The organism is Thermoleophilum album, assembly GCF_900108055.1.
Lineage (GTDB): Bacteria > Actinomycetota > Thermoleophilia > Solirubrobacterales > Thermoleophilaceae > Thermoleophilum > Thermoleophilum album.
On record NZ_FNWJ01000001.1, the window covers coordinates 945,658 to 966,161 of the forward strand.

The window sequence follows — 20,504 nt, forward strand, 5'->3', positions numbered from 1 at the left end:
GTAACGATCATTTCGAGGTTACCCCCGCCAGGGGACGTTGCAAACCCTTCAGCAAGTAGCCAGCAGAGGTGCCGCTGCCGGTCACTAAATCGGGCTAAATCGGGTTCGGAAAGTCGACGAACGAGTGCCGCACACCGAAGCGCGCGGCGACAACCTCCCCGAGACGCTGGATCCCCAGCGTTTCCGTGGCGTAGTGGCCGGCGGCCAAAAAATGAACGCCGCGTTCGCGTGCCTCCGCGAAGGCAGCCTCGCGCGGCTCGCCAGTCAACAACGCGTCGATGCCGGCCGTTCGCGCCTCCGTTAGCGCCTCAGCGCCCGCTCCGCTTACGACTCCCACGCGGCGCACCAGTGGCGGTCCGAACGGCAGGCACAATGGCTCTCGTCTGCTGAGCTCGCGACAGCGCTGGACGAGTTCTTCGATCGTCAGCGGCGGGTCAGCTTCGGCCACGAAGCCGATCGCGTGTCCGCGCACCTCAGCGAAGCGCTCGCGCACGTTCAGCCCAAGCGCGCGGGCGAGCAACACGTTGTTGCCGATTTCGGGGTGCGCGTCGAGCGGTAGGTGGTAGGCGGCCAGCGCGACGTCGGCAGCCAGCAGCGTGCGCAGGCGTTCGCGCAGCGGTCCCGCGATCGTCGTCGGGCCCGAGCCCCAGAAGAGGCCGTGGTGGGCGAGTACGAGCTCGGCTCCGATCTCGACGGCCCGGGCGAGCGTCCCGGCGTGGGCGGACACACACGTCGCGACGTGGGACACCTGACGGTCCTCGGTGGCGGCGACTTGCAGGCCGTTCGGACACCAGTCCGTGTACTGCCTGACGTCGAGCAGCGCATCGAGGTGCGCGACGATCTCTTCGACGGTGGGCACGAGCGAGCAAGTTAGCCGTCACCACGAGCGCTGCGCGTTTGCTGGGCCACGAGGGCTGCACGTTCGCGCAGGCACCGGCGACCTCGGGCACGCTACCGGCTGGCGAACCTACCAGGCTGCGTGTAGCATGGGAGGCGACCCCACGGGCAGAGGGATTGAGGCGGGAACGCCTCCAAGCTCGGCACGTGTCGGGCGCAGGCGAGGATGAGCGCTGCCACCGCCACAGTCACGAGACCGGCCACAGCGGTCGACCCCCAACAACCGGCCGGCGTCGGAACGGTCGACGATCGCGTGCTGGTCGCGCGCATACGGCGTGGCGACGAACGCGCTTTCGAGGAGCTCTACCGTCTTTACCGGCGGCCGCTGTTGTCGTTCTTGCGTCGCCTGACTGGTGACGATGCGCGCGCCGAGGATCTTCTGCAGGAGACGTTCCTCTCGGCCTTGCGTCGAATCCGCAGCAGCGAACAAAACTTGGCGCTCAAACCGTGGCTCTTCGAGATTGCGCGCAACGCCGCCATCGACTCTTGGCGGCGCACCAACCGGGCCGACGAGGTGCCGCTCGAGGGTGTCTTCGGGAGTGGGCATGAGCCCTCCGGCGAGCCGGACGTCGAGGTCTCCGCGCGTGAGCAGCTGAAGCTGTTGCGTGGGGCTTTCGACGAGCTGCCGCGGCAGCAGGCGCGGGCGCTGGTGATGCGCGAGCTCGAGGGGCGAAGCTACGAAGAGATCGCGGGCGAACTCGCGCTTTCGCGGTCCGCCGTGGAGAGCACCATCTTCCGGGCCCGCCGGCGACTGGAGCGCGAGTACGAGCTCCTCGCCGACGGCTCCCGCTGCCGCAGCGCACGTGACGCCGTGGCGCGGATCACCAGTGGGCGAGCGCGCGGCGCCGACGAACGGCTGCTCGCGCGCCACTGCCGCCGCTGCGTGCTCTGCCGCCGCTACGCGCGCGCTCACGGGGTCGAGCCGCTGCGGACGCTGGTCGACAAGGTCGCTGCCGCACTGTCGCCGCTACCGCTCTTCTTCGAGCGCTTGGCTGCACGTATCGCGGGCGCCGGGATGCCGGCCGCGCCGGACCTGCCAGCGAGCGCAGGCAAGGGCGTAGCTGCTGCCGTCGCCGCGCTCGCCGCGCTTGGCGCGGCCGTTGGTATCGAGGGCGACAAGCCTGCGTCCCCAATCCGTCACCCCGTGCCGCTGGTCGCGCCGCAGTCAACGGCGGGCAGCGCAAGTCCGCGGGCGCCGCGCCCTAGTCAGGACAGCAAGCGGTCCCCCGCGGCGCAGCGCGCGACCGACGAGCGGGACGGGCGAGGGTTCTCGGGCGGCGGCCGCAGTCGACTCTCTAAAGGCGGCGATTCGCGTGTGCGGCAGGCGCCGAGTAGCCCCGCTGCTGTTGGGCCGCACGGGGATCGCTCGCACTCGCAGCCGTCGTCGGTGCTGCCGCTTGTGCGAGAGATCGACCCGGGGCGTGGCGCGAGCGACGTACAACGCAGCACGGGCAGTCTTGTCGGTGGTGTCGGGGAGACGCTCGGCAACACTGTGCAGGGAACGGGCAGTGCCACGGGTGGTGTAATCGGCGGCGTCGGCAGCACGGTCGGCGGTACGACACGTGCACTGGGCGGCGTTGTTGGTGATGCGACTGGCAACCGGCCCCTCGGTGATGCGATCACGGGTGTCGGCACGACCGTCGAGGGTGCGGTGAACGGCCTCGGCGCCACCACCCAGGGGCTGACCGACGGGCTGGGCGCCGCCGTCAAGGGTCTTACAGGCGGCGGACTCTCGCGCTAGCGGCGCTCGGCGCGACGCTTCCGCGCGCCTGAGATGCGTACCGCTCACCAGAGCAGCATCGGCTGTGGCCGGCTAGCACGCGGCCAGTGTGGCTGTGGCCGGCTAGCACGCGGCCAGTGTTCGTCGCAGGCTCGCGCGCTGTATGTTCGGGGGCGCATGGCGGGCAGTCGTGGCAGGCCCGATCAACCGGCGTCGCGTGACGACGAACCGCTCGGTGTCGGCGAGAGCGGCGCACGGGTGGGCGAGGGCGGCGCACCGGTCGTCGAGGGCGACGATCAGCAGTTCCTACAAGCGCTGATGGAGACAAGCCTCTACTCGATCGGCGCCTACTTCTCGGACCGTCACCCGGAGCTCGTCGATCAGGTGATCGCGGAAAGCGAGGAGATCGAACGCATCGGCCTCGGCGAGTACGCCCGTCGCGAGGGCCTGCCCGTAGAGCAGTGTTTCGAGACGCTGCTCACCGGGCTCGCCCTGCGCTACTACAACGCGGTCGCTTCCTGAGGCCTTCCAGGCGAGGTCCTCGGCCGGGCGCTGGTGCGTCGCTGGCAGGGTCTCGTCGTCTAGGGTGCTGGGGGTGGCTGGCGGTGCGCGATCGGCGCAAGCTCACGGAAATCGACGCCGGTCCGTAGCCGCTGCCCTGCCACGGCTCGTGTGCACAGCGGTAGGCTTTCCCCTGCGGGCTGTGGCGCAGCCTGGTAGCGCGCTCCGTTCGGGTCGGAGAGGTCGCCGGTTCAAATCCGGCCAGCCCGATTTTCGATCGAGTGTCTTGATCCGCAGCGCGATGCTCGCTGCTCTGATCGTCGTGTGCTTGCCGTTGCCCGCTTGCGCGTCGCAACCACGCACGGGCGAGTCGAGCAAGCCGGCGGTGACTGCGCCCCCCAGCTTGCGGCTCAAGCTGGTCGGGAAGTTCGCGGCACCCACGTACGTCACGGCCGCTCCCGCCGACACCTCGCGACTGTTCGTGACCGAGCGCGACGGCACCGTACGAGTGGTGCGTCGCGGGCGGATTCTGCCGCGACCGTTTCTCGACATCCGCTCGCGCGTCTCGACTGAAGGCGAGGGAGGTCTGCTGTCGCTCGCGTTCGCGCCCGACTACCGGCGGTCTCGTCGGTTCTTCGTGTACTACACGGACAAGCGCGGATACATCGTCATCGACCAGTTCTTGACGAGTTCGCAGGACCCCGACCGGGCGCTTCCCAGCACGCGTCGCAACGTGATCACCCAAGTGCACAATCGGCCCAACCACAAGGGCGGTCAGATCGTTTTCGGTCCAGACGGCCTACTTTGGGCGGGCTTCGGTGACGGGGGCGGTGCCGGTGATCCAGACGACAACGCCCAGAACCTGAGCGTGCTGCTCGGCAAGCTGTTGCGCATCCGCCCGCGTCCGAATGGCGGCTACGAGGTGCCACGCGACAACCCCTTCGTTGGGCGGGCGGGCCGCGACGAAATCTACGCCTACGGCCTGCGCAACCCGTACCGCTTCTCGTTCGATCGCTTGCGGGGGCACCTGCTGATCGCCGACGTCGGCCAGGATGCGGCCGAAGAGATCGACCTGCTTCGTTCGCCCGGCGGGGGTCGCGTAGCCCCTGGCGGGGTCAACTTCGGCTGGCCGATCTTCGAAGGTTTGCTGCGCTATCGCGAGGGCCCGTTGCGCGGCCCGGGGCGCTACGTGCGGCCGGTTCTACAAGAGCTGCACCAAAAGCTGCCGGTCTGCTCGATCATTGGCGGTTACGTGCTGCGCGATCCGGAGCTCGGCCGCCTGCGCGGGAAGTACGTCTACGGAGACCTTTGCGACCCCCGGATCCGGATCGCTTCGTTCCCTCGCGGGCGTAGCGCGAGCGTCCGTTTCACGAGACTGCGTGTGCCCAGCCTCGTGTCCTTCGGTGAGGACTCCCGCGGTCGGGTCTACGCGGTTTCACTAGAGGGCGGGGTGTGGCGCCTCGCTCCCGGCCGTTAGGCGAGCCAGCGGGCCATTGCCCGCAGCCGCTCGTCGGCCTCGGGAGGCCAACGGTCGGGATCCGGGTGCCACCAGGCGAACGCATCGTGCTCTTCGTCGGGGATCGGTTCGGCGTCGGCCGCGACGAGAGCGCTGCCGACGATCATCGCCATTCCGCCGGGTAGGTCGAGAAGCGCGCGAACCCGCAGCTCGCGTGGCTCGAGTCGCCACTCCTCGGCGAGCTCGCGGGCGAGCGTCTCGGCCGGGTTTTCCCCGACCTCCACCGCTCCGCCGGCTCCGAGCGCCCAGCGTCCCGCCCAGGTGGCAAGCCAGGAGGCGCGGCGGCCGGCGAGCCAACGACCGTCCTCGGTCCGCACGACGCAGAGGGCCGTCAGCGAGCGGCAGCGATCGCCACCGACCAGGCGCAGCGACCAGCGCGCCGGCTGCAATTCGAGCTCCAGTCGCTCGCTCGTGGCGCGGAAGTCGGCCAGCCGAGCGGCGAGGCCATCGTGGGTCGGGGAGCCACGCTCGGCGAGCGCAGCGATCGCCCGGTCGGCCTCGCGCTCCAGCTCGGGCGGCGGTTGGTAGGGGCGATCGAGCCAACGCACGGCGACCGACGCGGGATCCCAGCTCCCGCTTGCGAGCACCACCGGTCGCTCGCCGGCCGCCATCGTCTCAGGCTAGGTTCACCCAAACCGTCTTCGTCTCGAGATAGGCCTCGAGACCCTCGCGACCGTGCTCGCGCCCAATGCCCGACGCCTTGACGCCCCCGAACGGTGCCGCGGGGTCGCTCGGTCCCCAGATATTGACGTAGACGTCACCCGCTTCCAGTAGCTCTGCCATCCGGTGGGCCTTGCTGACGTCGCGTGTCCAAACGCCTGCGGCGAGTCCGTATTCGGTCGCGTTGGCGCGCCGCGCCACCTCCTCCAAGTCCTCGTACGGAAGCGCGACCAGCACCGGTCCGAAGATCTCCTCGCGCGCGATCGTGATGTCGTCGCGTTCGCTCACGAACAGCGTCGGCGCGACGTAGTAGCCGCCCTCGATCGGCTTCTGGCCGTCGCCGCCGGCGACGAGTTCGGCGCCCTCCGACACGCCGCGCTCGATGTAGCTGCGGACGCGCTGCTCCTGCTCTCGAGACACCAGCGGACCGATCTGGGTGGATGGGTCGAGGCCGGGACCGACCTTCGCCGCTCGCGCTTGCTCAGCCAACCGGGCGACGACCTCGTCGAACTGGCTTTTGTGCACGAACAGCCGCGAGCCGGCCGTGCAGACCTGGCCGGTGTTGTAGTAGATGGCTTGAAACGATCCCTTTATCGCCCGCTCGAGATCGGCGTCGGGCAGGATCACGTTCGGTGACTTGCCGCCGAGCTCGAGCGTCACCCGCTTGAGAGCGCGTCCCGCCTTCGCGCCGATTTCGCGTCCGACCGCGGTCGAGCCGGTGAAAGCGATCTTGGCGACGAGCGGATGCTCGACCAGCGCTGCCCCGGTGTCGCCGGCGCCCGTCAGTACGTTGACCACTCCCGGCGGCACCCCTGCCTCGAGGCACAGCTCGCCCAGCCGCAGCGCGCTCAGCGGCGTTTGCTCGGCGGGCTTCAGCACTACCGTGCAGCCGGCGGCGAGCGCGGGCGCGATCTTCCAAGCCGCCATCAGCAGCGGAAAGTTCCAGGGAATGATCTGCGCGCACACCCCGACCGGCTCGCGACGCGTGTAGCAGTGCATGTTGGGAAGCGAGACGGGCAGGGTCGCGCCCTCGATCTTCGTCGGCCAACCGGCGAAGTAGCGGAAGTGTTCGGCCGCGAGCCGCACGTCGACGCGCTTAGCTAGCGCGATTGGCTTGCCGCCATCGAGCGACTCGATCTGCGCGAGCTCGTCCGCGTGCTCTTCGATCAGCTCGGCGATACGCGTGAGGATCCGTTGGCGCTGGGCGGGGGGTGGCCCGTGCCACCGTCGTTCCTCGAACGCCCGTCGGGCGGCCCGCACGGCCCGGTCGACGTCCTGCTCCCCGGCATGAGCGACAGCAACGATCGTCTCGCCGGTGGACGGATCGGGATCGTCGAAGCGCCGACCGTCCGCCGGTTCGACCCACTCGCCGTCGATTAGCAGTCGCTTCGGTTCAGCGAGGAAGCGGCGGACCGCCTCCAAGAGTTGGTTGCTCGCTGCTTGCGTAGACATCGCCGCCTCCCTCCTCAGGGCTTGAGAACGACCTTCAGAGCCTCTCGGCGATCGTAGATCGCGTACCCCTCCGCAGCTTCGTCGAGCGACAAACGATGGGTAACGAGCGGGCGCGGGTCGAGCTTGCCGCTCTGTAGCAGCGCGATCACGCGATCGAGGTGACCGACTACGTTGGCGAACCCCGTGCGTAGCGAGAGCGCCTTGATCCACACAAGACCCATGTGCACCTGCACTCGTTCGGCGTAAACACCGATCCCGGAGATCCGCCCCGCCTTGCGCGCTAGACGGATTGCGAGCTCCAGCGCATCGGGGTGGCCTACCGCCTCGACCACGACGTCCGCGCCGCGCCCGTCCGTCGCAGCGCGCACCGGCTCGCGCGGGTCTTCGCGTTCGAGGTCAATTGGACGCGCCCCTAGGCGCTCGGCAAGCGCCAGGCGGTCGCGCACCCGGTCGACGGCGAAGACGTGCGCCGCCCCGCAAGCCTGCGCCGCCTGCACGGCGCACAGACCGACCGGTCCGAGACCGACGACGCAAACGGTCTCGCCGGCGACGAGGCCAGCGTCGACGATGGCGTGGTAGCCGGTGCCCATCACGTCACCGGCAAACAGCGCTACCTCGTCGGGCATGCCCTCGGGGACGCGTCGCAGGGTTAGGTTGGCGTGCGGGACGAGCACCAACTCGGCCTGCGCACCCTGCAGGTTGCCGAGCGTCTTGCCGTGTCCGAAGACGCGTCCGTGGTCGCACTTGTGGAAGTCGCCGTGACGGCAGAAGAAGCAACGACCGCAAGCGGTACAGAAGCAGCCGAGCACACGGTCTCCGACCGCCACCTCGGTGACCGCCGCGCCCGTTTCCACGACCGTGCCGACGAACTCGTGACCGAGCGTGAAGCCTGGCTCGATCTTCACCCGGCCGTGGAAGATGTGCAGGTCGGAGCCGCAGATGCCGGTCGTCTCGACCCGCACGACCGCGTCTTCGGGGTCCTGCACGCTTGGCTCGGGCCGTTCCTCGACGCGTACCTTCCCCGGGGCCTGGAACGTCACCGCGCGCACGGCGCGTGAACCTACAGCAACGGCGTGCCGGCGCGGCGGGCCGCTTCGATCGTCGCGCGCAGCGTCGCAAGCGCGGTGCGTCGCGGCTGCCAGCCAAGCAGTTTGCGTGCGCGCTCGCAACGCATCAGCACTGGGCGGCGCAGAGCGTGTATCCAGGTGAGCTCGGCGGGTGCGAAGGGCAACCGGCGCAACACCTCGCCGCCGGCGACGACTGCCGCCCGTGGCACCGGCAACGCGTGCCAACGGAGTTCACGCGCGAGCCGCGAGATCGTCAGCTGGCCGGGGCCGGCGAGGTTGTACGGACCCGGTTCGCCGCGGCCCAGAACCGCCGCTACGAAGGCACGCGCAAGGTCGTCCTCGTGCACGAGCTGGAAGGGCACGCCCGGATCGGGAAGCACGGGGCGCAGCAGCGGCGCCGAGCGCACGATCGAGCGGACCGGCCCGGGCAGGGCCCGCGCGGCGCGTACGTAGGGGAGCTCTTCGATCAGTGTGCGCGCTCGCGGCCCGGCCACGATGCAGGGACGCATCACCCACGCCTGGGTGCGAGCGCCGCTGGTCTCGAGCAGAGCCTCGAGCGCTCGCTCGACTGCGGCTTTCTGCGCCGAGTAAGGGTGTTCGGGCGAGCCGAGCGTCGGCTGACGCTCGTCGATGCGCGCCGGCAGGTCGTCACGGAAGCCGTAGGCGGCAACGCTCGAGGCGTAGACGATGCGGCCGACCCCGGCCTCGATCGCCTCCTCGAAGACGATTCGCGAGCCGCCCACGTTCAGCTCCCAAGTCTCGTCGGAGGCGCCCAAGACGGCGAACGCAAGGTGTACGACGACGTCGGCACCTCGCACCAGCTCGCGCACCGCGTGGCGATCGGTGATGTCGCCTTGCAGGTACTCGAAACGCCGCCAGCCGGCGCTGCGCGCGTCGAACGGCCGTCGCGCCATGCCGATCACGCGCCCGACGCGCCGGTTGCGCAAGAGTGCGGGTACCAGCGCACGTCCGAGGTCACCGGTGGGGCCGGTGACGGCCACTGTCAAACGCCTATCTGTCGTCGATCGTTGTGACATGTAGGCCTTCGGCTTTGGCGCAAACAGCGGTGGCCGTTATGCCGGCCGACGCCGCACGCAATCGGTGGCCTCGCTACGCAGTCGCGAGGCAAAGAGCACAGGGGGCGCGTGCTCGCTCTTCAGACTACCTTCCTGCGCGCTGAGACGGCGCCGCGCCGAGGCCGTCGTCAAGCGCTGTCGTAGCCGGGCTCGCCGGGCAACAAGACGCGTGGACTCCCGTTTTCAACCACCACGCGCGGCTCGATCGGACGTATCTCGCGAGATCGCGCGAAGGCGATGGCAGCCTCCGCGGAGGGCAACGGTGCCAGCAGCTCGAGGTGTTTGATCGTCGGGAAGACCAGTTTCAGCTGGCCTTCCCGCCAGGCGCGCAGCGCTGCTCGCGGAGCCATCCAACGGACGTCGACGCACTCGCTGCCGTCGGCTCGTGGTCGGCATCCCGGTGGGGCGAGCGCGACGAAGAACCGCGTGTCGAAGCGCACACGAACCTCGCGCGGCGTGATCCAGCGCGAGAGCGGAACCAGCGCCTCTTCTCCGGCGAGTGCTATCGATGCTTCCTCGCGCAGCTCGCGCAGCGCCGCTTGCGCCAGGGTTTCGCCCTCGTCGACGGCGCCGCCCGGGAACACCCAAAAGTCGGCCATAAACCGCTGCGTCGGACTGCGGCGCACGAGCAGCACCTCCAATGCCTGCTCGCCGTCGCGCAGGAGAATCACGGTCGCGGCTGGGCGCGGCTCGGCTGTGGGCTCGTCGCCCCGCAGCGCTTCGGCCGGTGGCGGCCGGTCGAACGACACGGAGCGAGCGTATCGCCGCGACGCCTCCACAGGTAGTTCGTGCCGGGTTGGGGTCGCCAGTCGGTACGCTCCCGGGCTCGTGGGAGACGCACAGACGACAACGCTCCAGAAGTGGATCTGCACCTCTTGCGGCTACATCTACGACCCGGCGGAGGGTGACCCCGACGGTGGAATCCCGCCGGGCACTCCGTTCGAGGAGATTCCCGACGACTGGTTCTGCCCGGTCTGCGGGGCGCGCAAGCGCGACTTCGAGCCGCTCGAGGAGTAACGGAACTCGCCGAAAGGAACTTGCCGCCAGTTAGGAGGCGGCGATAGCCGGTGTCGGTAGGTCGCGTGTGGCCGCGACTATCGACTCGGCTGTGATCTGGACGAGACGCTCGAGATCTTGTTCGGAAATCGCGAGCGGGGGCATCAGCACGACGACGTTGCCGAGCGGTCTGATAACCGCACCGCGTCGGCGTGCCTCGAGCGTCACGCGATGGCCAGCGACTAACGCCGGGTCGTACCCGAGCAGCTCGATCCCGACCATGAAGCCGCGTTGACGGATCTCGCGCACGCTCGCCAGCGGCTTGACATGGCGGCCCAAGAGCTCGCTGAGCAGCTCGATCTTCGGTGCGAGCCGCTCGAGCGTGCGCTCGCGTTCGAACACCTCGAGCGAGCCGAGGGCGGCCGCACAGGCCAGCGGGTTGCCGGTGTACGTGTGACCGTGAAAGAAGGTCCGGTTCTCCTCGGGCTCGCCCAGAAAAGCCTGGTAGATCTCCTCGGTCGCAAGCGTCGCGGCGAGCGGCAGATAGCCACCGGTGATCCCCTTGGCTAGACACAGCAGGTCGGGCTCGACCTGCTCGTGCTCACAGGCAAACATGCGCCCGGTGCGCCCGAAACCAGTGGCCACCTCGTCGCAGATCAGCAGCACGTCGTAGCGGTCGCACAGCTCGCGCACTCGCCGCAAGTAGCCCGGCGGTTGGAGCAGCATCCCTGCCGCGCCCTGCACGAGCGGCTCGAGGATGACGGCGGCAACCTCCTCAGCGTGGCGTTCGAGCAAGCGCTCCAGGTCCCCGGCGTCGCCGGGCTCGGCGCGCAGAGCGTCGAACAGGAGCGGTCGGTAGAGGGAGTGGAAGAGGTCGATACCGCCGACCGACACCGAGCCGATCGTGTCGCCGTGGTACGCCTCTCGCAGCGCGATGAAGCGGGTCTTGCGACGGAACTCACCGCCCCGCTGCTGCCAGTACTGAAAGGCGATCTTGAGCGCGATTTCGCAGGCTGTCGCACCGTTATCGGAGTAGAAGACGCGGGTAAGGCGCGCCGGGGTGATCTCCACCAGCTTGCGGGCGAGCTCGATTGCCGGTGGGTGGGTGAGGCCGAGCATCGTCGAGTGCGCTACGCGCTCCAGCTGGTCTCTCACCGCCTGGTCGATGACCGGGTGACGATGCCCGTGGACGTTGCACCACAACGAAGACACGCCGTCGATGTAGCGGCGGCCATGGACATCGATGAGGTCGGTGCCCTCGGCACGCTCGATGATTAGTGGCTCCTCCTGCTCCCAGACGCGCTGTTGCGTGAAGGGATGCCAGAGGTAGCGGTGATCGTCGGCGGCGAGGCGTGCCGCACGGTCGCTCTCGCTCATGGGCGGCAAGGTACTAGCGCGTTATTGCTCTTGGCCGGCGAACCGCTCGACGAAGGACGAGAGCTCCTCGCCGGCGATCTTGGTCTCGCTGCCCCAAGGTGGGGTATCAGCAACCGTCGACTCGAAGCCGCGGCCAGCAATTACGCGCGCCTCCAGGTAGAGCGGCGCGCCACCAGTAAAGAGCTTCGCCCGCACCACTGCGCGGAACGAGTGACAGCCGACATGAGCCAGGCCTAGGCGTGTGGCCAGGCATTCGGCGGCGGCGTCGGCCTGTGCGCACGCGATGCTGCCGTGCTTAACCGGAAAGGCCGAAGCGTCGCCGGCGCAGAAAACGTGCCCGGTGGTTCCGACGACGCGGCACGACGAGTCGATCGGGATCCAGCCGTCCACGGTTGCCGGCAGTCCGTGCAGTGCCGGGCCGACCAGGCGCGGTAGCGCGACGATGCGATCGCAAACGAGTTCGGTGGCGGCGGGTTGAACTAGCACACGCCCCTCTTCGACGTGCGCAACGGCAGAGAAGTGGGTCTCGATCCCGCTCTCCGCGAGTAGGCGCTGGACGGCGACGCTCGCGCGCTCACCGAAGATCGCGAGCGGTGCCGGTTCCTCGGTGACGAGGGTGACCGCGCAATCGATCCCCATCTCGTGCGCCCTGGCGGCGAACAGCAGCGCCAGCTCGTAGGCGGGTAGCGGCCATCCGGGGCCAGGTGGCACGAGGATCGCTAGTCGACGGCAGAAGCCTTGCTCGAGATCGCGGACCAGGCCCGCGAAGCCGGTGTCCGTGCGCAGGGGATCGAAGACCGTGGCGTGCGCGTATGGCGGTACACGCTTGGCCCCGGTTGCGACCAGCAGACCGTCGTAGCCGACCTCACCGCCGTCGTCCGATAGCAACAGCCGACGGCGCTCGAGGTCCACGAGTTCGACAGCGCCCTTGCGCAGCTCGAGGTCGAGTTCGCCAGCGATCGCTTGCCACGGGAGACGCAGCGCTGCTCGCCAGCCGAAGGGCTCGGCCACCGTCTCCGGCAGCACCACGAGCTCGTCGTTCGGTGCCGCCACCACTATGCGCGGACGCTCACCGGCTACCCGTCGCACGCGCAAAGCAGCCTCTAACGCCGCGACGCCGCCGCCTGCGATCGCCACGCAAGGTCGCTGATCGACCCTCGCAGCAGTGGCAGCACTCATCGCTCGGAGCGTACCGAGCGCGCCCTGCGGTAGGTGGTCAGCCCGCGTAACCGGTGGCGGCGGTGCTCTCCAGGCAGGCGTTTGAGCCGCTGTCGGCTCCGAGGCCGTCGACTACGTGCAGCACCCGTTGGAAACCGTGTCGGGCGAGCAGACTGGCGGCCGTGCCCGCTCGTGCCCCCGATGCACATAAGGTCGCTACCGGCTCGTCCGGAGCGATCTGTGGCGGCCCGTCGCGCAGTTCGTGGTACGGAACGTTGATTGAACCGGGGAAGTGGGAGCGCTCGAATTCGCTGCGCTCGCGCACATCGAGCACGCGGATCGGTTCGCCGCTCGCCAAGCGCTCGCGCAACTCTGCGACCGTGATCTGTTGGATGCGCGCCACCGGCCGGCCCTCTTCGCGCCAGCTAGTCATGCCCCCTGCCAGGTAGCCGGCGACCCGCCGCAAGCCGACCGCTTCCGCGAGTCGTACGGCGCGTAGCGCATCGGCGTCGTCGCGTCCGACGAACAAGAGCTCCTGCGCGGGATCGGCGATCCATGCCAACTTCGTCCCGAAGCCTGGGCGGGCTGCCGGCACAGACACGGCACCCGGAATGTGCGCCTCGTCGAACTGGAAGGGCGTTCGAATGTCGACGACGAGCGCTCCCTCGCCCCGCCGCACCTCTACTTGTCGCGGTGTCAACGGGTGCGCCTCTACACCTTCCCGCAGCAGCGGCCCGCGGTTAAGCGCCACGATGTTCTGGAAGTTCGGAGGCTGCGGCGGTAGCGCGCTAGTGGCGCGCCGCACGAAGTCTTCCTCGTCGGCGAGTCGCAGCATGGGGTTATGGGCGCGCTCGAAGGCCAGCGTCGAGCTTGGTTTGCGGTCGACGGTGTCACCGCCGCACAGCGAGCCGCCGGTGTGGCCTGGCCATATTTCGACGTGGTCAGGTAGTGCAAGCAGTCTTCGCAGCGAGCGGAAGATGCCGCGTGCCCCGGCTTCCTTATCGATCGCCAGGTCGGGCCGCGCGATGTCGCCCACGAACAGTGAGTCGCCGGTCAGCAGCGCCCACGGCTCGTGTGAACGGCGGAGGTCGTAGACCAGGAAGGCGGTGTGCTCCGGCCGATGCCCGGGCGTGTGCAGAGCCCTGATGCGCACGTCGCCGAGCGCCAGCTCGAAGTCGTCGTCGAAAGGCTCGTGTTCGTAAACGGGCTCAGCGAGGCGATGGATGTGGATCGTGGCGCCGGTGGCAGCCGCGAGTCGGCCGTGGCCCGAGACGTGGTCGGCGTGGTTGTGAGTCTCGAGCACATGCTCGATCGACAGCCCGAACCGGCGGGAGAGCAGCAGGTACTCGTCGATCTCGAACTTGGGGTCGACGATCGCCGCGCGCCCCGTGCGCTCGTCGCCGATCAGAAACGAGGCACACCCGAGATCGTCGTGAGGTATCCAGCGGAAGATCATCTTTGTTGCACCGCCCTGTTGTCGGTCCCTACCAGCCGCGCGAGCTCCGCGAGTTCGCGCTCGATGCTGCCGCAGACCAACTCGCACAGTTGCAGAACTGTGTCGTCGGCGATCCGATAGAGCGCGCGTGTGCGCTCCTTTCGTCGCGCCACGATCCCCTGTTGGAGCAGGATGCCGAGGTGCTTGGAGACGTTCTGCTGTCGTGCACCCAGCAGTTCGACTAGCTCACCCACCGAGCATTCGCCACGCTCGCGGAGCGTGTCGAGAATCCGGATTCGGAGCGGATCGGCGAGCGCCGCGAAGCGCCTGGCGATGCGCTCCGCAGCGGCCTCCGTCAGCGGCCTCGGCATGCCCACCGCCCCGCTCGCGGGGATTTCCGTGCGCGATAGTTCCGTCATTGGCTCGATATCCTAGCATTCGTGGACAACATTACGGTTGTAAAGGCTTGTGAGATGGCCGGGTGCGAGATCGCTCGGGCGCCTGACCGTCGCTACCGCCGGCGCCCCGGCGACGTCAGCCGGAACGTGGACCGAGCTTGGCGCGCATCGGGTTGTGCGTTTCTCCTCACGTGTGGGAACTAGCGCTGATCGGGTTGTTGGTGGGGGTTGCCGTGGGCGCCCTCGGCGCTGGTGGATCGCTGCTCGCCGTGCCCTTGCTCGTGCAGTTCGGCAATCAGGGCATCCACCGCGCGACCACGGTTGCGTTGGGAATGGTCGCGGTCTCGGCGGCGGCGGCACTGCCGAGACACCTGCGTGCCGGTCGCACCTGTCTCGAACAGGCTGCGGCGCTGGCGGTGCCGGTGGCGGTCGGCGCGGTGGCAGGAGCTTTCGCGAACGGCGCACTGTCGGCGCAGGCGCTAACGATTGCCACTGCTGTTGCACTCCTCGTTGGGGCGCTCGCGATCGCTAGCGGCGCGCCGTCGACTCGGCGCGGAACCGCTGACGAAGCGTCGCTGCCGACTGGTGACGCCCGCTGCCCGCCGTTGCAGCGCGGCGTTGCCCTGGGAACCGGTCTATCACTGGGAGCGCTGACCGGCATGCTCGGGATCGGGGGTGGTTTTTTGGCGCTGCCGATCTTGGTTCGGCTGCAGCGCGTACCGGTCCGCGCCGCAGCCGCGACCGCCTCGCTGGTCGTCGGCGTGGCCGCGCTCGTCGGTCTCGTCGCGCATCTGGCCGTTTACCACCGCGCGCCACTGGCAGCGTGGGCCTTGGCATTGCCGACCTGCGTCGTCGGGGGAGCGCTGGGCGCTCGTGTTGCCGAGCGCGCCTCCGGCGAGGGACTGAAGCGGGCAACGGTCCTGCTGCTCGCACTGTTGGCAGTACTTACGTTGCTGACGCTCGCTTGAGCCGGGAGCGTTCTCGGCTAAGCGAGCAACGCGAGGGGATCGAGTTGACTGCCGGCTGCGGCAAGTTGGCCGCGTGTCGTCTCTGGCAAGGTCAGGCAGCGCACGCGCCCGAGCTGGGCCACGGTCTCCAGGTTCGAGCGGTGAATCGCTTGCTCGCGATCGGGCCACGGTGTGAAGACCACCGCCGCGACCGTGAGCCCGGCCGACCGCGCGGCCTCCAGCGTCAGCAACGTGTGGTTGATCGTCCCCAGGCCGGGACGCGCAGCGACGACTACCGGTAGGTCGAGCGCACGAGCCAAGTCGCGGATCAGGAAATCCCGTGTGAGGGGCACGAGTAGGCCGCCCACGCCCTCGCAGACGAGGAGCTCGGCGCGCGCAGCTTGGGTGCGCGCGTGATCGAGCAAGCGAGTCGGCGAGAGCTTGACGCCTGCGAGCTCGGCTGCGAGATGGGGCGAGAGTGGCGGACCGAAGCGGTAAGGGGCTACCTCCTCTGGTGTCTGACCGGCGGAGGCGACCGTCGCCAAAAGTTCGTGGTCGCGTCCGAACGGTCCGGGTTGCTCATCGAGCCCCGTGACCGCTGGTTTGAAGGCAGCTACCCGGCGGCCAGCATGAGCGAGCGCTGCGATCAGCGCGGCTGCGGTGACGCTTTTGCCGACCTCGGTGTCAGTGGCCGTAACAAAAAGCCCGCGCACGATTGGTTGCCCGTCCGACTCGCGCGATGATCACGCGACGAGTGCTGCCCGCGACTCGTCGAACTGGCTCGGGGCTACTTCCGCTTGGGCGCCCCTTACCGCCTGTGCGAGCACGCGCGCTGCGTCACGCAGCTCGGCTTCCGTATGCGAGGCCATCACCGTCAGGCGCAGTCGCGAGGTCCCCGGAGGCACCGTCGGGGGGCGGATTGCCTGTGCGAAGACGCCGCGTTCGAGCGCGCGCTCGCAGGCGGCGGTAGCGGCTTCCGCGGGGCCGACCACCAGCGGCAGGATCTGCGTCTCGGAACGCACCTTGATGCCGTGTTCGGCAAGCGCGCTCCGCAGTACGCGCGCGTTGCGCTGTAAGCGCTCGACCCGCTCCGGCCGCTGTTCCAGGAGCTCGAGCGCCGCTAGTGCAGCGGCGACCGTGGGGGGTGGCAGAGCAGTCGAGAAGATCAGCGTGCGGGCGGTGTTGACGAGGTACTTCGCCAGCGTGCGATTGGCGCAGACGTAAGCACCGTAGGAGCCGAGCGCCTTACCCAGCGTCCCTACGAGCACGTCGACCGCGTCCTCCACCCCGGCCGCTGCGACGGCGCCACGACCGCCGGGACCGATCGCGCCGGTGGCGTGGGCTTCGTCGACCATAACTCGGCAGTCGTAGCGCTCGGCGAGCTCGACTATCCCCTCGAGCGGCGCGATATCGCCGTCCATCGAGAACACCGAGTCGGTGACGATCAGACTGGCTCGGCCGGCGGCCTGGCGTAGTCCCCACTCGAGGTGCTCGAGATCGCAGTGCTTGTAGATGAAGCGCTCGGCTTTGGCGAGCCGGCAACCGTCGATGATGCTGGCGTGATTGAGTTCGTCCGACAGGACGACCTCGCCCTCGCGCGCTAGGGCCTGGATCACGCCGGTGTTGGCGAGGTAGCCGGAGCCGAAGAGGACACAGGCCTCATAGCCCTTGAACTCCGCCAGTCGCTCCTCGAGGCGCCGATGGATTGTCATGTTGCCGCTGACCAGCCGAGAGGCGCCGGCACCGGCGCTGTAACGCATCGCCGCCTGTGCTGCGGCGCCGCGCACGCGCGGGTGATCGGCAAAGCCCAGGTAGTTGTTCGAGCACAGCAGCAGCACCGGCTTGCCGTCGAGCAAGACGCGCGGGCCCTGCGGGCCGGAGATCACCCGCAGGCGCCGATACAGACCCTTGTCGCGGAGCTCGGCGAGGCGCTGCTCGAGCTCGCTCTGCATAGGCTCAGGCGGTTACCGCGCGCTCGCGGTTCGGATCGACCTGCACGACGCGCAAGCCGCGGTTGGGGGCGCCGTCCGGACGCGGCGGCACGTGCCGTTTCTTGCGGCGACGGAGCTGGCGCGCGGGGTTCCAAAGCGGTGCCTCTGACTGACTGTCGATGAGATCGTCGATCGGCGTGCGAGGCGTCTCGCCCTCTAGCCAACCGGAGCGGTTGTCGGGCCGCGGGTTGGCGCCGTTGTCAGGCTGACGCGCGACGTTCAGGCCGAGATCGGTGAAGAGCTTCCGGTCCCAGGCCGGGTCCGAGCCAAGTGTGGTCAAGAAGTTGCCCATCATCACGCCGTTGAGGCCAGCCTTCACCGCCATCTTTTGGAACTCACCGAGCCCGAGGTTCTCGTTGCGCCCGCCGCATAGGCGGAACAGCGCATCGGGCAGGATGAGCCGGAAGATCGCGATCCACTTGACCGCCTCCCACGGATCCATCAAGGGACGATCACCGAACTTGGTGCCCGGGCGCGGGTTCAGCAGGTTGATGGGAACGCTCGTGGGGTTCAGTTCGGCGAGCTCGAACGCCATCTCGACCCGCTGCTCGGGCGACTCGCCGAGGTTGAGGATCCCGCCGACGCAGGTCTCGAGCCCCGCTTCCTTGACGGCCTTGATGGTCCGTAGGCGTCCTTCGTAGCGGACGGTGGTGGAAACCTCGGGGTAGTAGGAGCGCGCCGTCTCGACGTTGTGATGAACGCGCTGCACGCCAGCTTCCTTGAGCTTGCGCGCGCGCTCCGGGGAGATGTGACCGATCGAGACGCAGCGCTTCAGGTTCGTGTGCTCGGCCACCAGCCGGGCGCCCTCGAGGATCTTCTCGAAATCGCGCTTGGAGAGACCCTGGCCCTGCGTGACCATGCAGAAGCGGTGCGCGCCGGCGGCCTCGGCAGCTTTCGCGTGCTCGAGGATCTGCTCCGGCTCCATCATCGGGTGCATCGGCGTGTCGGCCTCGGCGTACCGAGACTGCGCGCAGAAACCGCAGTCCTCGGCGCAGCCGCCGGACTTGGCGTTGACGAGTGAACAGAGGTCGGTGGAGTCGCCGAAACGCTCGAGCCGCACACGCCACGCGCGTTCGACGAGCTTTTCGATCTCCGCGTGGTCCTCGATCTTCCCGAGCTCGAGGGCCTCCTCCCGCGTTATCAACGGCGGCACCGCCAGTGCACCTCCTTGCAGCGAACGCGTTCGCTCGACGTCGAAGCTACGCCGCGCTCCGGACGGAACGCGTGGGCGGGGATCTTACGAATTCGCTGCGCGGCGCGGCTGCTCGCCCTAGTGGCCGCGCCACTCGGGCGTGCGCTTCTCGGCGAAAGCGCGGATGCCCTCGTGAAAGTCGGCTGACGCGAAGCACGACTCGCGCAGCGCCACGAGCTCCTTTTCGACCTCCGCCGGCAAGTGCCAGCGGTGTGCACGGAGAGTACGAATGATCCGCTTGTTACCGCGCAACGAGAGTGGCGCACAGGCGACGACGTCGCGGGCGAGATCGAGCGTGAACGACTCGAGCTCCTCGGCCGCCACCAGATGGTTGATTAGTCCGACCCGCAGTGCCCGCTCGGCGTCGAAGTTGCGAGCTGTGAAGAAGAGCTCCGCGGTGATCGCCGGCCCGCACACGTCAAGGAACTTCCGCAGGCCGGTGTGCGAGTAGATCAGGCCGAGCTTGCCTGGCGGCATGGCGAGCTTGATGCCGGCGGCGGCGACTCGCATGTCGCAGGTCAAGGCGAGCTCGAGCCCGCCGCCGATGGCGTGGCCGTTGAGCTGCGCGATGACCGGGTAGGGGTAGCGCTCGAGCGCCTCCATGGCCGCGTGAAAGGGATGTGCCACGAGCCGCTCCGCGGCCTCCGCCAAGTCGCTCCCGTCGAGATCGCCGATGTCATAGCCAGCAGAAAAGACGCTGCCCGTCCCGCGCACTATGAGACAGCGCGCATCGAGCTGTCCCAGCTCCTCCGCCAGCGCGTCGAGCATCTCCTGATCGAGCGCTCCTCGCCGGCGTTCGTTGGCGATCGTGATGCGAACGACCCCCTCGAGGGGCTCGTCGAGCAGCAGCTTGCCTGAGGCGATCTGTCGCGCAGCGGTGGTGCTCATAGATCGGCGCGCCGGGGGAGTGCGCCCCGCCGGCGCGCCGATCATAGATCCGACGTTGACCGATCGGTCAGTCGTAAGGAGGACCGGCGACGCTTCCGATGCGGTCAGGCGGCGCCACGGATCAGCGCCGCCCGGACTTGCCTTCAGACGAGTTGCGGGATACCGAGACCGATGGCCTTCATGCGGCGCGACAGCGCCTGGAAGGCGTAACCATGAACCTCACTGCGCGTGAAGCCGAACATCTCCCACTCGTCCTCGAGTGAGCAGCCCGGCGGCACCAGCACTTCCGCTGCGATCGGAAGAAGCTCGGCGAGTTTTGCTTGTACGCGCTCGCCGACGCTCCGATCACGACGGACCGCTTGCTGCAGATACCACGTGCCGTAGGCGACGTGGCGGTGCTCGTCCCGACTGATGTTTTGGAACCCCTCGATGAAGCCGGGCAGAATGCCTCGCCGTTCAAGGAAGGTGGTGATCGTGTACTGGCCGGTGAGAGCGAGCGTGCCCTCGATCACCATCATGTACGTCGTGATGAAGTCGATCTTCGCGCCGCGGTCTGAGGGATCGGCGATCAGGCGCTTGTTCTCCGCGACCAGAACCTCGTCGAAGAGCCTTACGAACGCGTCGTTGACGTGCTCGCGCACGCGCTCGAGCTGAGCGTCGATGCCACCGCCGATGCTGAAGACCTGGTCGTAGTAGCGGCCGAAAAACTGCGTGTGGCGCGCTTCGTCGACCTGTTGTGTGGCGAGGTAGGCCTCCTCGGACTGGTCCTCGTAGGCCATCACCAGCCCCGAGAACTGCGTAGTAACCCGCTCCTCGCCGATGAAGAACGACGACAAGCCCCACAAGATGTACTCGCGCTCGTCATCGGAAAGCGCCTGCCAGTCCGCAGGGTCGCGGGAAAGGTCGATTCCGTGCGCCTGCCACTGCTGCCGCTCCCAAAGCTCGTAGAGCTGCTGGGGGTTCTGGAGCTGGATCTTGTCGAGCTGCGACTCGTCGACGATTGTCCCCGGGTCGCCCTGTTGGGTGAGTTCGAGCAGGTGAGCCATCGTGCCTCCTTGTGAGCCGGTCGCTGTTGCGCGAGCTCGGGGCTTGATTGAAGCGCGCGCTTGACGATATGTCAAGCAACTTGTCAAACGCGCACCCGACCTCGTGTCATACACTCAGCTCACCGTGTCCCCTAGGGCCCCAGCGAAAAATCAAGCTCCAGGTGCCGCCGTTCCAGGTGCCGCTACA

Annotated in this window: 20 protein-coding genes and 1 tRNA gene; 6 read left to right on the plus strand and 15 right to left on the minus strand. The window is 68.4% G+C overall.

Going from position 1 to position 20,504, the window contains the following annotated elements; all coding sequences use genetic code 11:
• Positions 1-94: 94 nt before the first annotated feature.
• Positions 95-859, minus strand: coding sequence for a Nif3-like dinuclear metal center hexameric protein (locus BLW41_RS04665; protein WP_093116638.1), 765 nt, complete (start codon positions 857-859; stop codon positions 95-97).
• Between the two features lie 204 nt (positions 860-1,063).
• On the opposite strand from BLW41_RS04665, the gene BLW41_RS04670 reads away from it, so the two are divergent.
• The 4 genes from BLW41_RS04670 (at position 1,064) to BLW41_RS04685 (ending at position 4,595) form a co-directional block, all read left to right on the plus strand.
• Positions 1,064-2,638 carry a sigma-70 family RNA polymerase sigma factor gene (locus BLW41_RS04670; protein WP_093116640.1) on the plus strand — a complete coding sequence of 525 codons (1,575 nt, stop codon included), beginning with the start codon at positions 1,064-1,066 and terminating at the stop codon, positions 2,636-2,638.
• A 156-nt stretch (positions 2,639-2,794) separates the two neighbouring features.
• A complete protein-coding gene (locus tag BLW41_RS04675) occupies positions 2,795-3,139 on the plus strand; it encodes a hypothetical protein (RefSeq protein WP_093116642.1) in 345 nt (114 codons plus the stop codon).
• Positions 3,140-3,314: 175 nt separating this feature from the next.
• Positions 3,315-3,388 (plus strand) — tRNA-Pro (locus BLW41_RS04680).
• 16 nt (positions 3,389-3,404) lie between these two features.
• A complete protein-coding gene (locus tag BLW41_RS04685) occupies positions 3,405-4,595 on the plus strand; it encodes a PQQ-dependent sugar dehydrogenase (RefSeq protein WP_093116644.1) in 1,191 nt (396 codons plus the stop codon).
• Here BLW41_RS04685 and BLW41_RS04690 read toward each other — a convergent pair.
• The 5 genes from BLW41_RS04690 to BLW41_RS04710 all read right to left on the minus strand — a co-directional run bounded on the left by BLW41_RS04690 (position 4,592) and on the right by BLW41_RS04710 (position 9,638).
• A complete protein-coding gene (locus tag BLW41_RS04690) occupies positions 4,592-5,245 on the minus strand; it encodes an NUDIX hydrolase (RefSeq protein ID WP_093116646.1) in 654 nt (217 codons plus the stop codon). The two genes, BLW41_RS04685 and BLW41_RS04690, sit on opposite strands and share 4 nt — an antisense overlap.
• 4 nt (positions 5,246-5,249) lie before the next feature.
• Positions 5,250-6,746 (minus strand): aldehyde dehydrogenase family protein, encoded by a 1,497-nt coding sequence (locus tag BLW41_RS04695; protein WP_093116648.1) that lies wholly within the window; start codon positions 6,744-6,746, stop codon positions 5,250-5,252.
• A gap of 14 nt (positions 6,747-6,760) precedes the next feature.
• Entirely contained in the window at positions 6,761-7,795 is a 1,035-nt protein-coding gene (locus BLW41_RS04700; RefSeq protein ID WP_093117359.1) for an alcohol dehydrogenase catalytic domain-containing protein, read from the minus strand.
• A gap of 11 nt (positions 7,796-7,806) precedes the next feature.
• The gene (locus tag BLW41_RS04705) at positions 7,807-8,814 is read right to left on the minus strand and encodes an NAD-dependent epimerase/dehydratase family protein (RefSeq protein ID WP_218138252.1); all 1,008 of its coding nucleotides are present in this window, start codon (positions 8,812-8,814) and stop codon (positions 7,807-7,809) included.
• 203 nt (positions 8,815-9,017) lie between these two features.
• Positions 9,018-9,638 (minus strand): NUDIX hydrolase, encoded by a 621-nt coding sequence (locus tag BLW41_RS04710; RefSeq protein WP_177169334.1) that lies wholly within the window; start codon positions 9,636-9,638, stop codon positions 9,018-9,020.
• Between the two features lie 79 nt (positions 9,639-9,717).
• Between BLW41_RS04710 and rd the strand changes: the two genes are divergently transcribed.
• Positions 9,718-9,906 carry a rubredoxin gene (gene rd / locus BLW41_RS04715; RefSeq protein ID WP_093117361.1) on the plus strand — a complete coding sequence of 63 codons (189 nt, stop codon included), beginning with the start codon at positions 9,718-9,720 and terminating at the stop codon, positions 9,904-9,906.
• A 30-nt stretch (positions 9,907-9,936) separates the two neighbouring features.
• Here rd and bioA read toward each other — a convergent pair whose 3' ends face one another.
• From bioA to BLW41_RS04735, 4 genes are read right to left on the minus strand one after another with little or no spacing between them, the layout of a single operon-like run.
• Complete coding sequence (gene bioA / locus BLW41_RS04720; protein WP_093116654.1) at positions 9,937-11,262, minus strand: adenosylmethionine--8-amino-7-oxononanoate transaminase; 1,326 nt, start codon at positions 11,260-11,262, stop codon at positions 9,937-9,939.
• A gap of 21 nt (positions 11,263-11,283) precedes the next feature.
• Positions 11,284-12,441: an FAD-dependent oxidoreductase gene (locus tag BLW41_RS04725; protein ID WP_093116656.1), complete on the minus strand. Its 1,158-nt coding sequence runs from the start codon at positions 12,439-12,441 to the stop codon at positions 11,284-11,286.
• A 37-nt stretch (positions 12,442-12,478) separates the two neighbouring features.
• Positions 12,479-13,876, minus strand: coding sequence for an MBL fold metallo-hydrolase (locus BLW41_RS04730; protein ID WP_093116658.1), 1,398 nt, complete (start codon positions 13,874-13,876; stop codon positions 12,479-12,481).
• Positions 13,873-14,274, minus strand: coding sequence for an ArsR/SmtB family transcription factor (locus BLW41_RS04735; RefSeq protein WP_218138253.1), 402 nt, complete (start codon positions 14,272-14,274; stop codon positions 13,873-13,875). The genes BLW41_RS04730 and BLW41_RS04735 overlap by 4 nt, the downstream gene beginning before the upstream one ends.
• A 137-nt stretch (positions 14,275-14,411) precedes the next feature.
• Here BLW41_RS04735 and BLW41_RS04740 point away from each other — a divergent pair, with 137 nt between their 5' ends.
• Complete coding sequence (locus BLW41_RS04740; RefSeq protein WP_093116662.1) at positions 14,412-15,221, plus strand: sulfite exporter TauE/SafE family protein; 810 nt, start codon at positions 14,412-14,414, stop codon at positions 15,219-15,221.
• Positions 15,222-15,238: 17 nt separating this feature from the next.
• Here the strand turns inward: BLW41_RS04740 and bioD are convergent, their stop codons facing one another.
• The 5 genes from bioD to BLW41_RS04765 all read right to left on the minus strand — a co-directional run bounded on the left by bioD (position 15,239) and on the right by BLW41_RS04765 (position 20,317).
• Positions 15,239-15,913 carry a dethiobiotin synthase gene (gene bioD / locus BLW41_RS04745; protein ID WP_177169335.1) on the minus strand — a complete coding sequence of 225 codons (675 nt, stop codon included), beginning with the start codon at positions 15,911-15,913 and terminating at the stop codon, positions 15,239-15,241.
• A gap of 30 nt (positions 15,914-15,943) precedes the next feature.
• Positions 15,944-17,152, minus strand: coding sequence for an 8-amino-7-oxononanoate synthase (gene bioF, locus BLW41_RS04750; protein ID WP_093116666.1), 1,209 nt, complete (start codon positions 17,150-17,152; stop codon positions 15,944-15,946).
• Positions 17,153-17,156: 4 nt separating this feature from the next.
• Positions 17,157-18,344 (minus strand): biotin synthase BioB, encoded by a 1,188-nt coding sequence (bioB, locus tag BLW41_RS04755; protein ID WP_093116668.1) that lies wholly within the window; start codon positions 18,342-18,344, stop codon positions 17,157-17,159.
• Positions 18,345-18,461: 117 nt separating this feature from the next.
• On the minus strand, positions 18,462-19,271 hold the full coding sequence (locus BLW41_RS04760) for an enoyl-CoA hydratase/isomerase family protein (RefSeq protein ID WP_093116670.1): 810 nt from the start codon (positions 19,269-19,271) through the stop codon (positions 18,462-18,464).
• A 143-nt stretch (positions 19,272-19,414) separates the two neighbouring features.
• Positions 19,415-20,317: a ribonucleotide-diphosphate reductase subunit beta gene (locus tag BLW41_RS04765; RefSeq protein WP_093116672.1), complete on the minus strand. Its 903-nt coding sequence runs from the start codon at positions 20,315-20,317 to the stop codon at positions 19,415-19,417.
• Positions 20,318-20,504 lie beyond the last annotated feature (187 nt).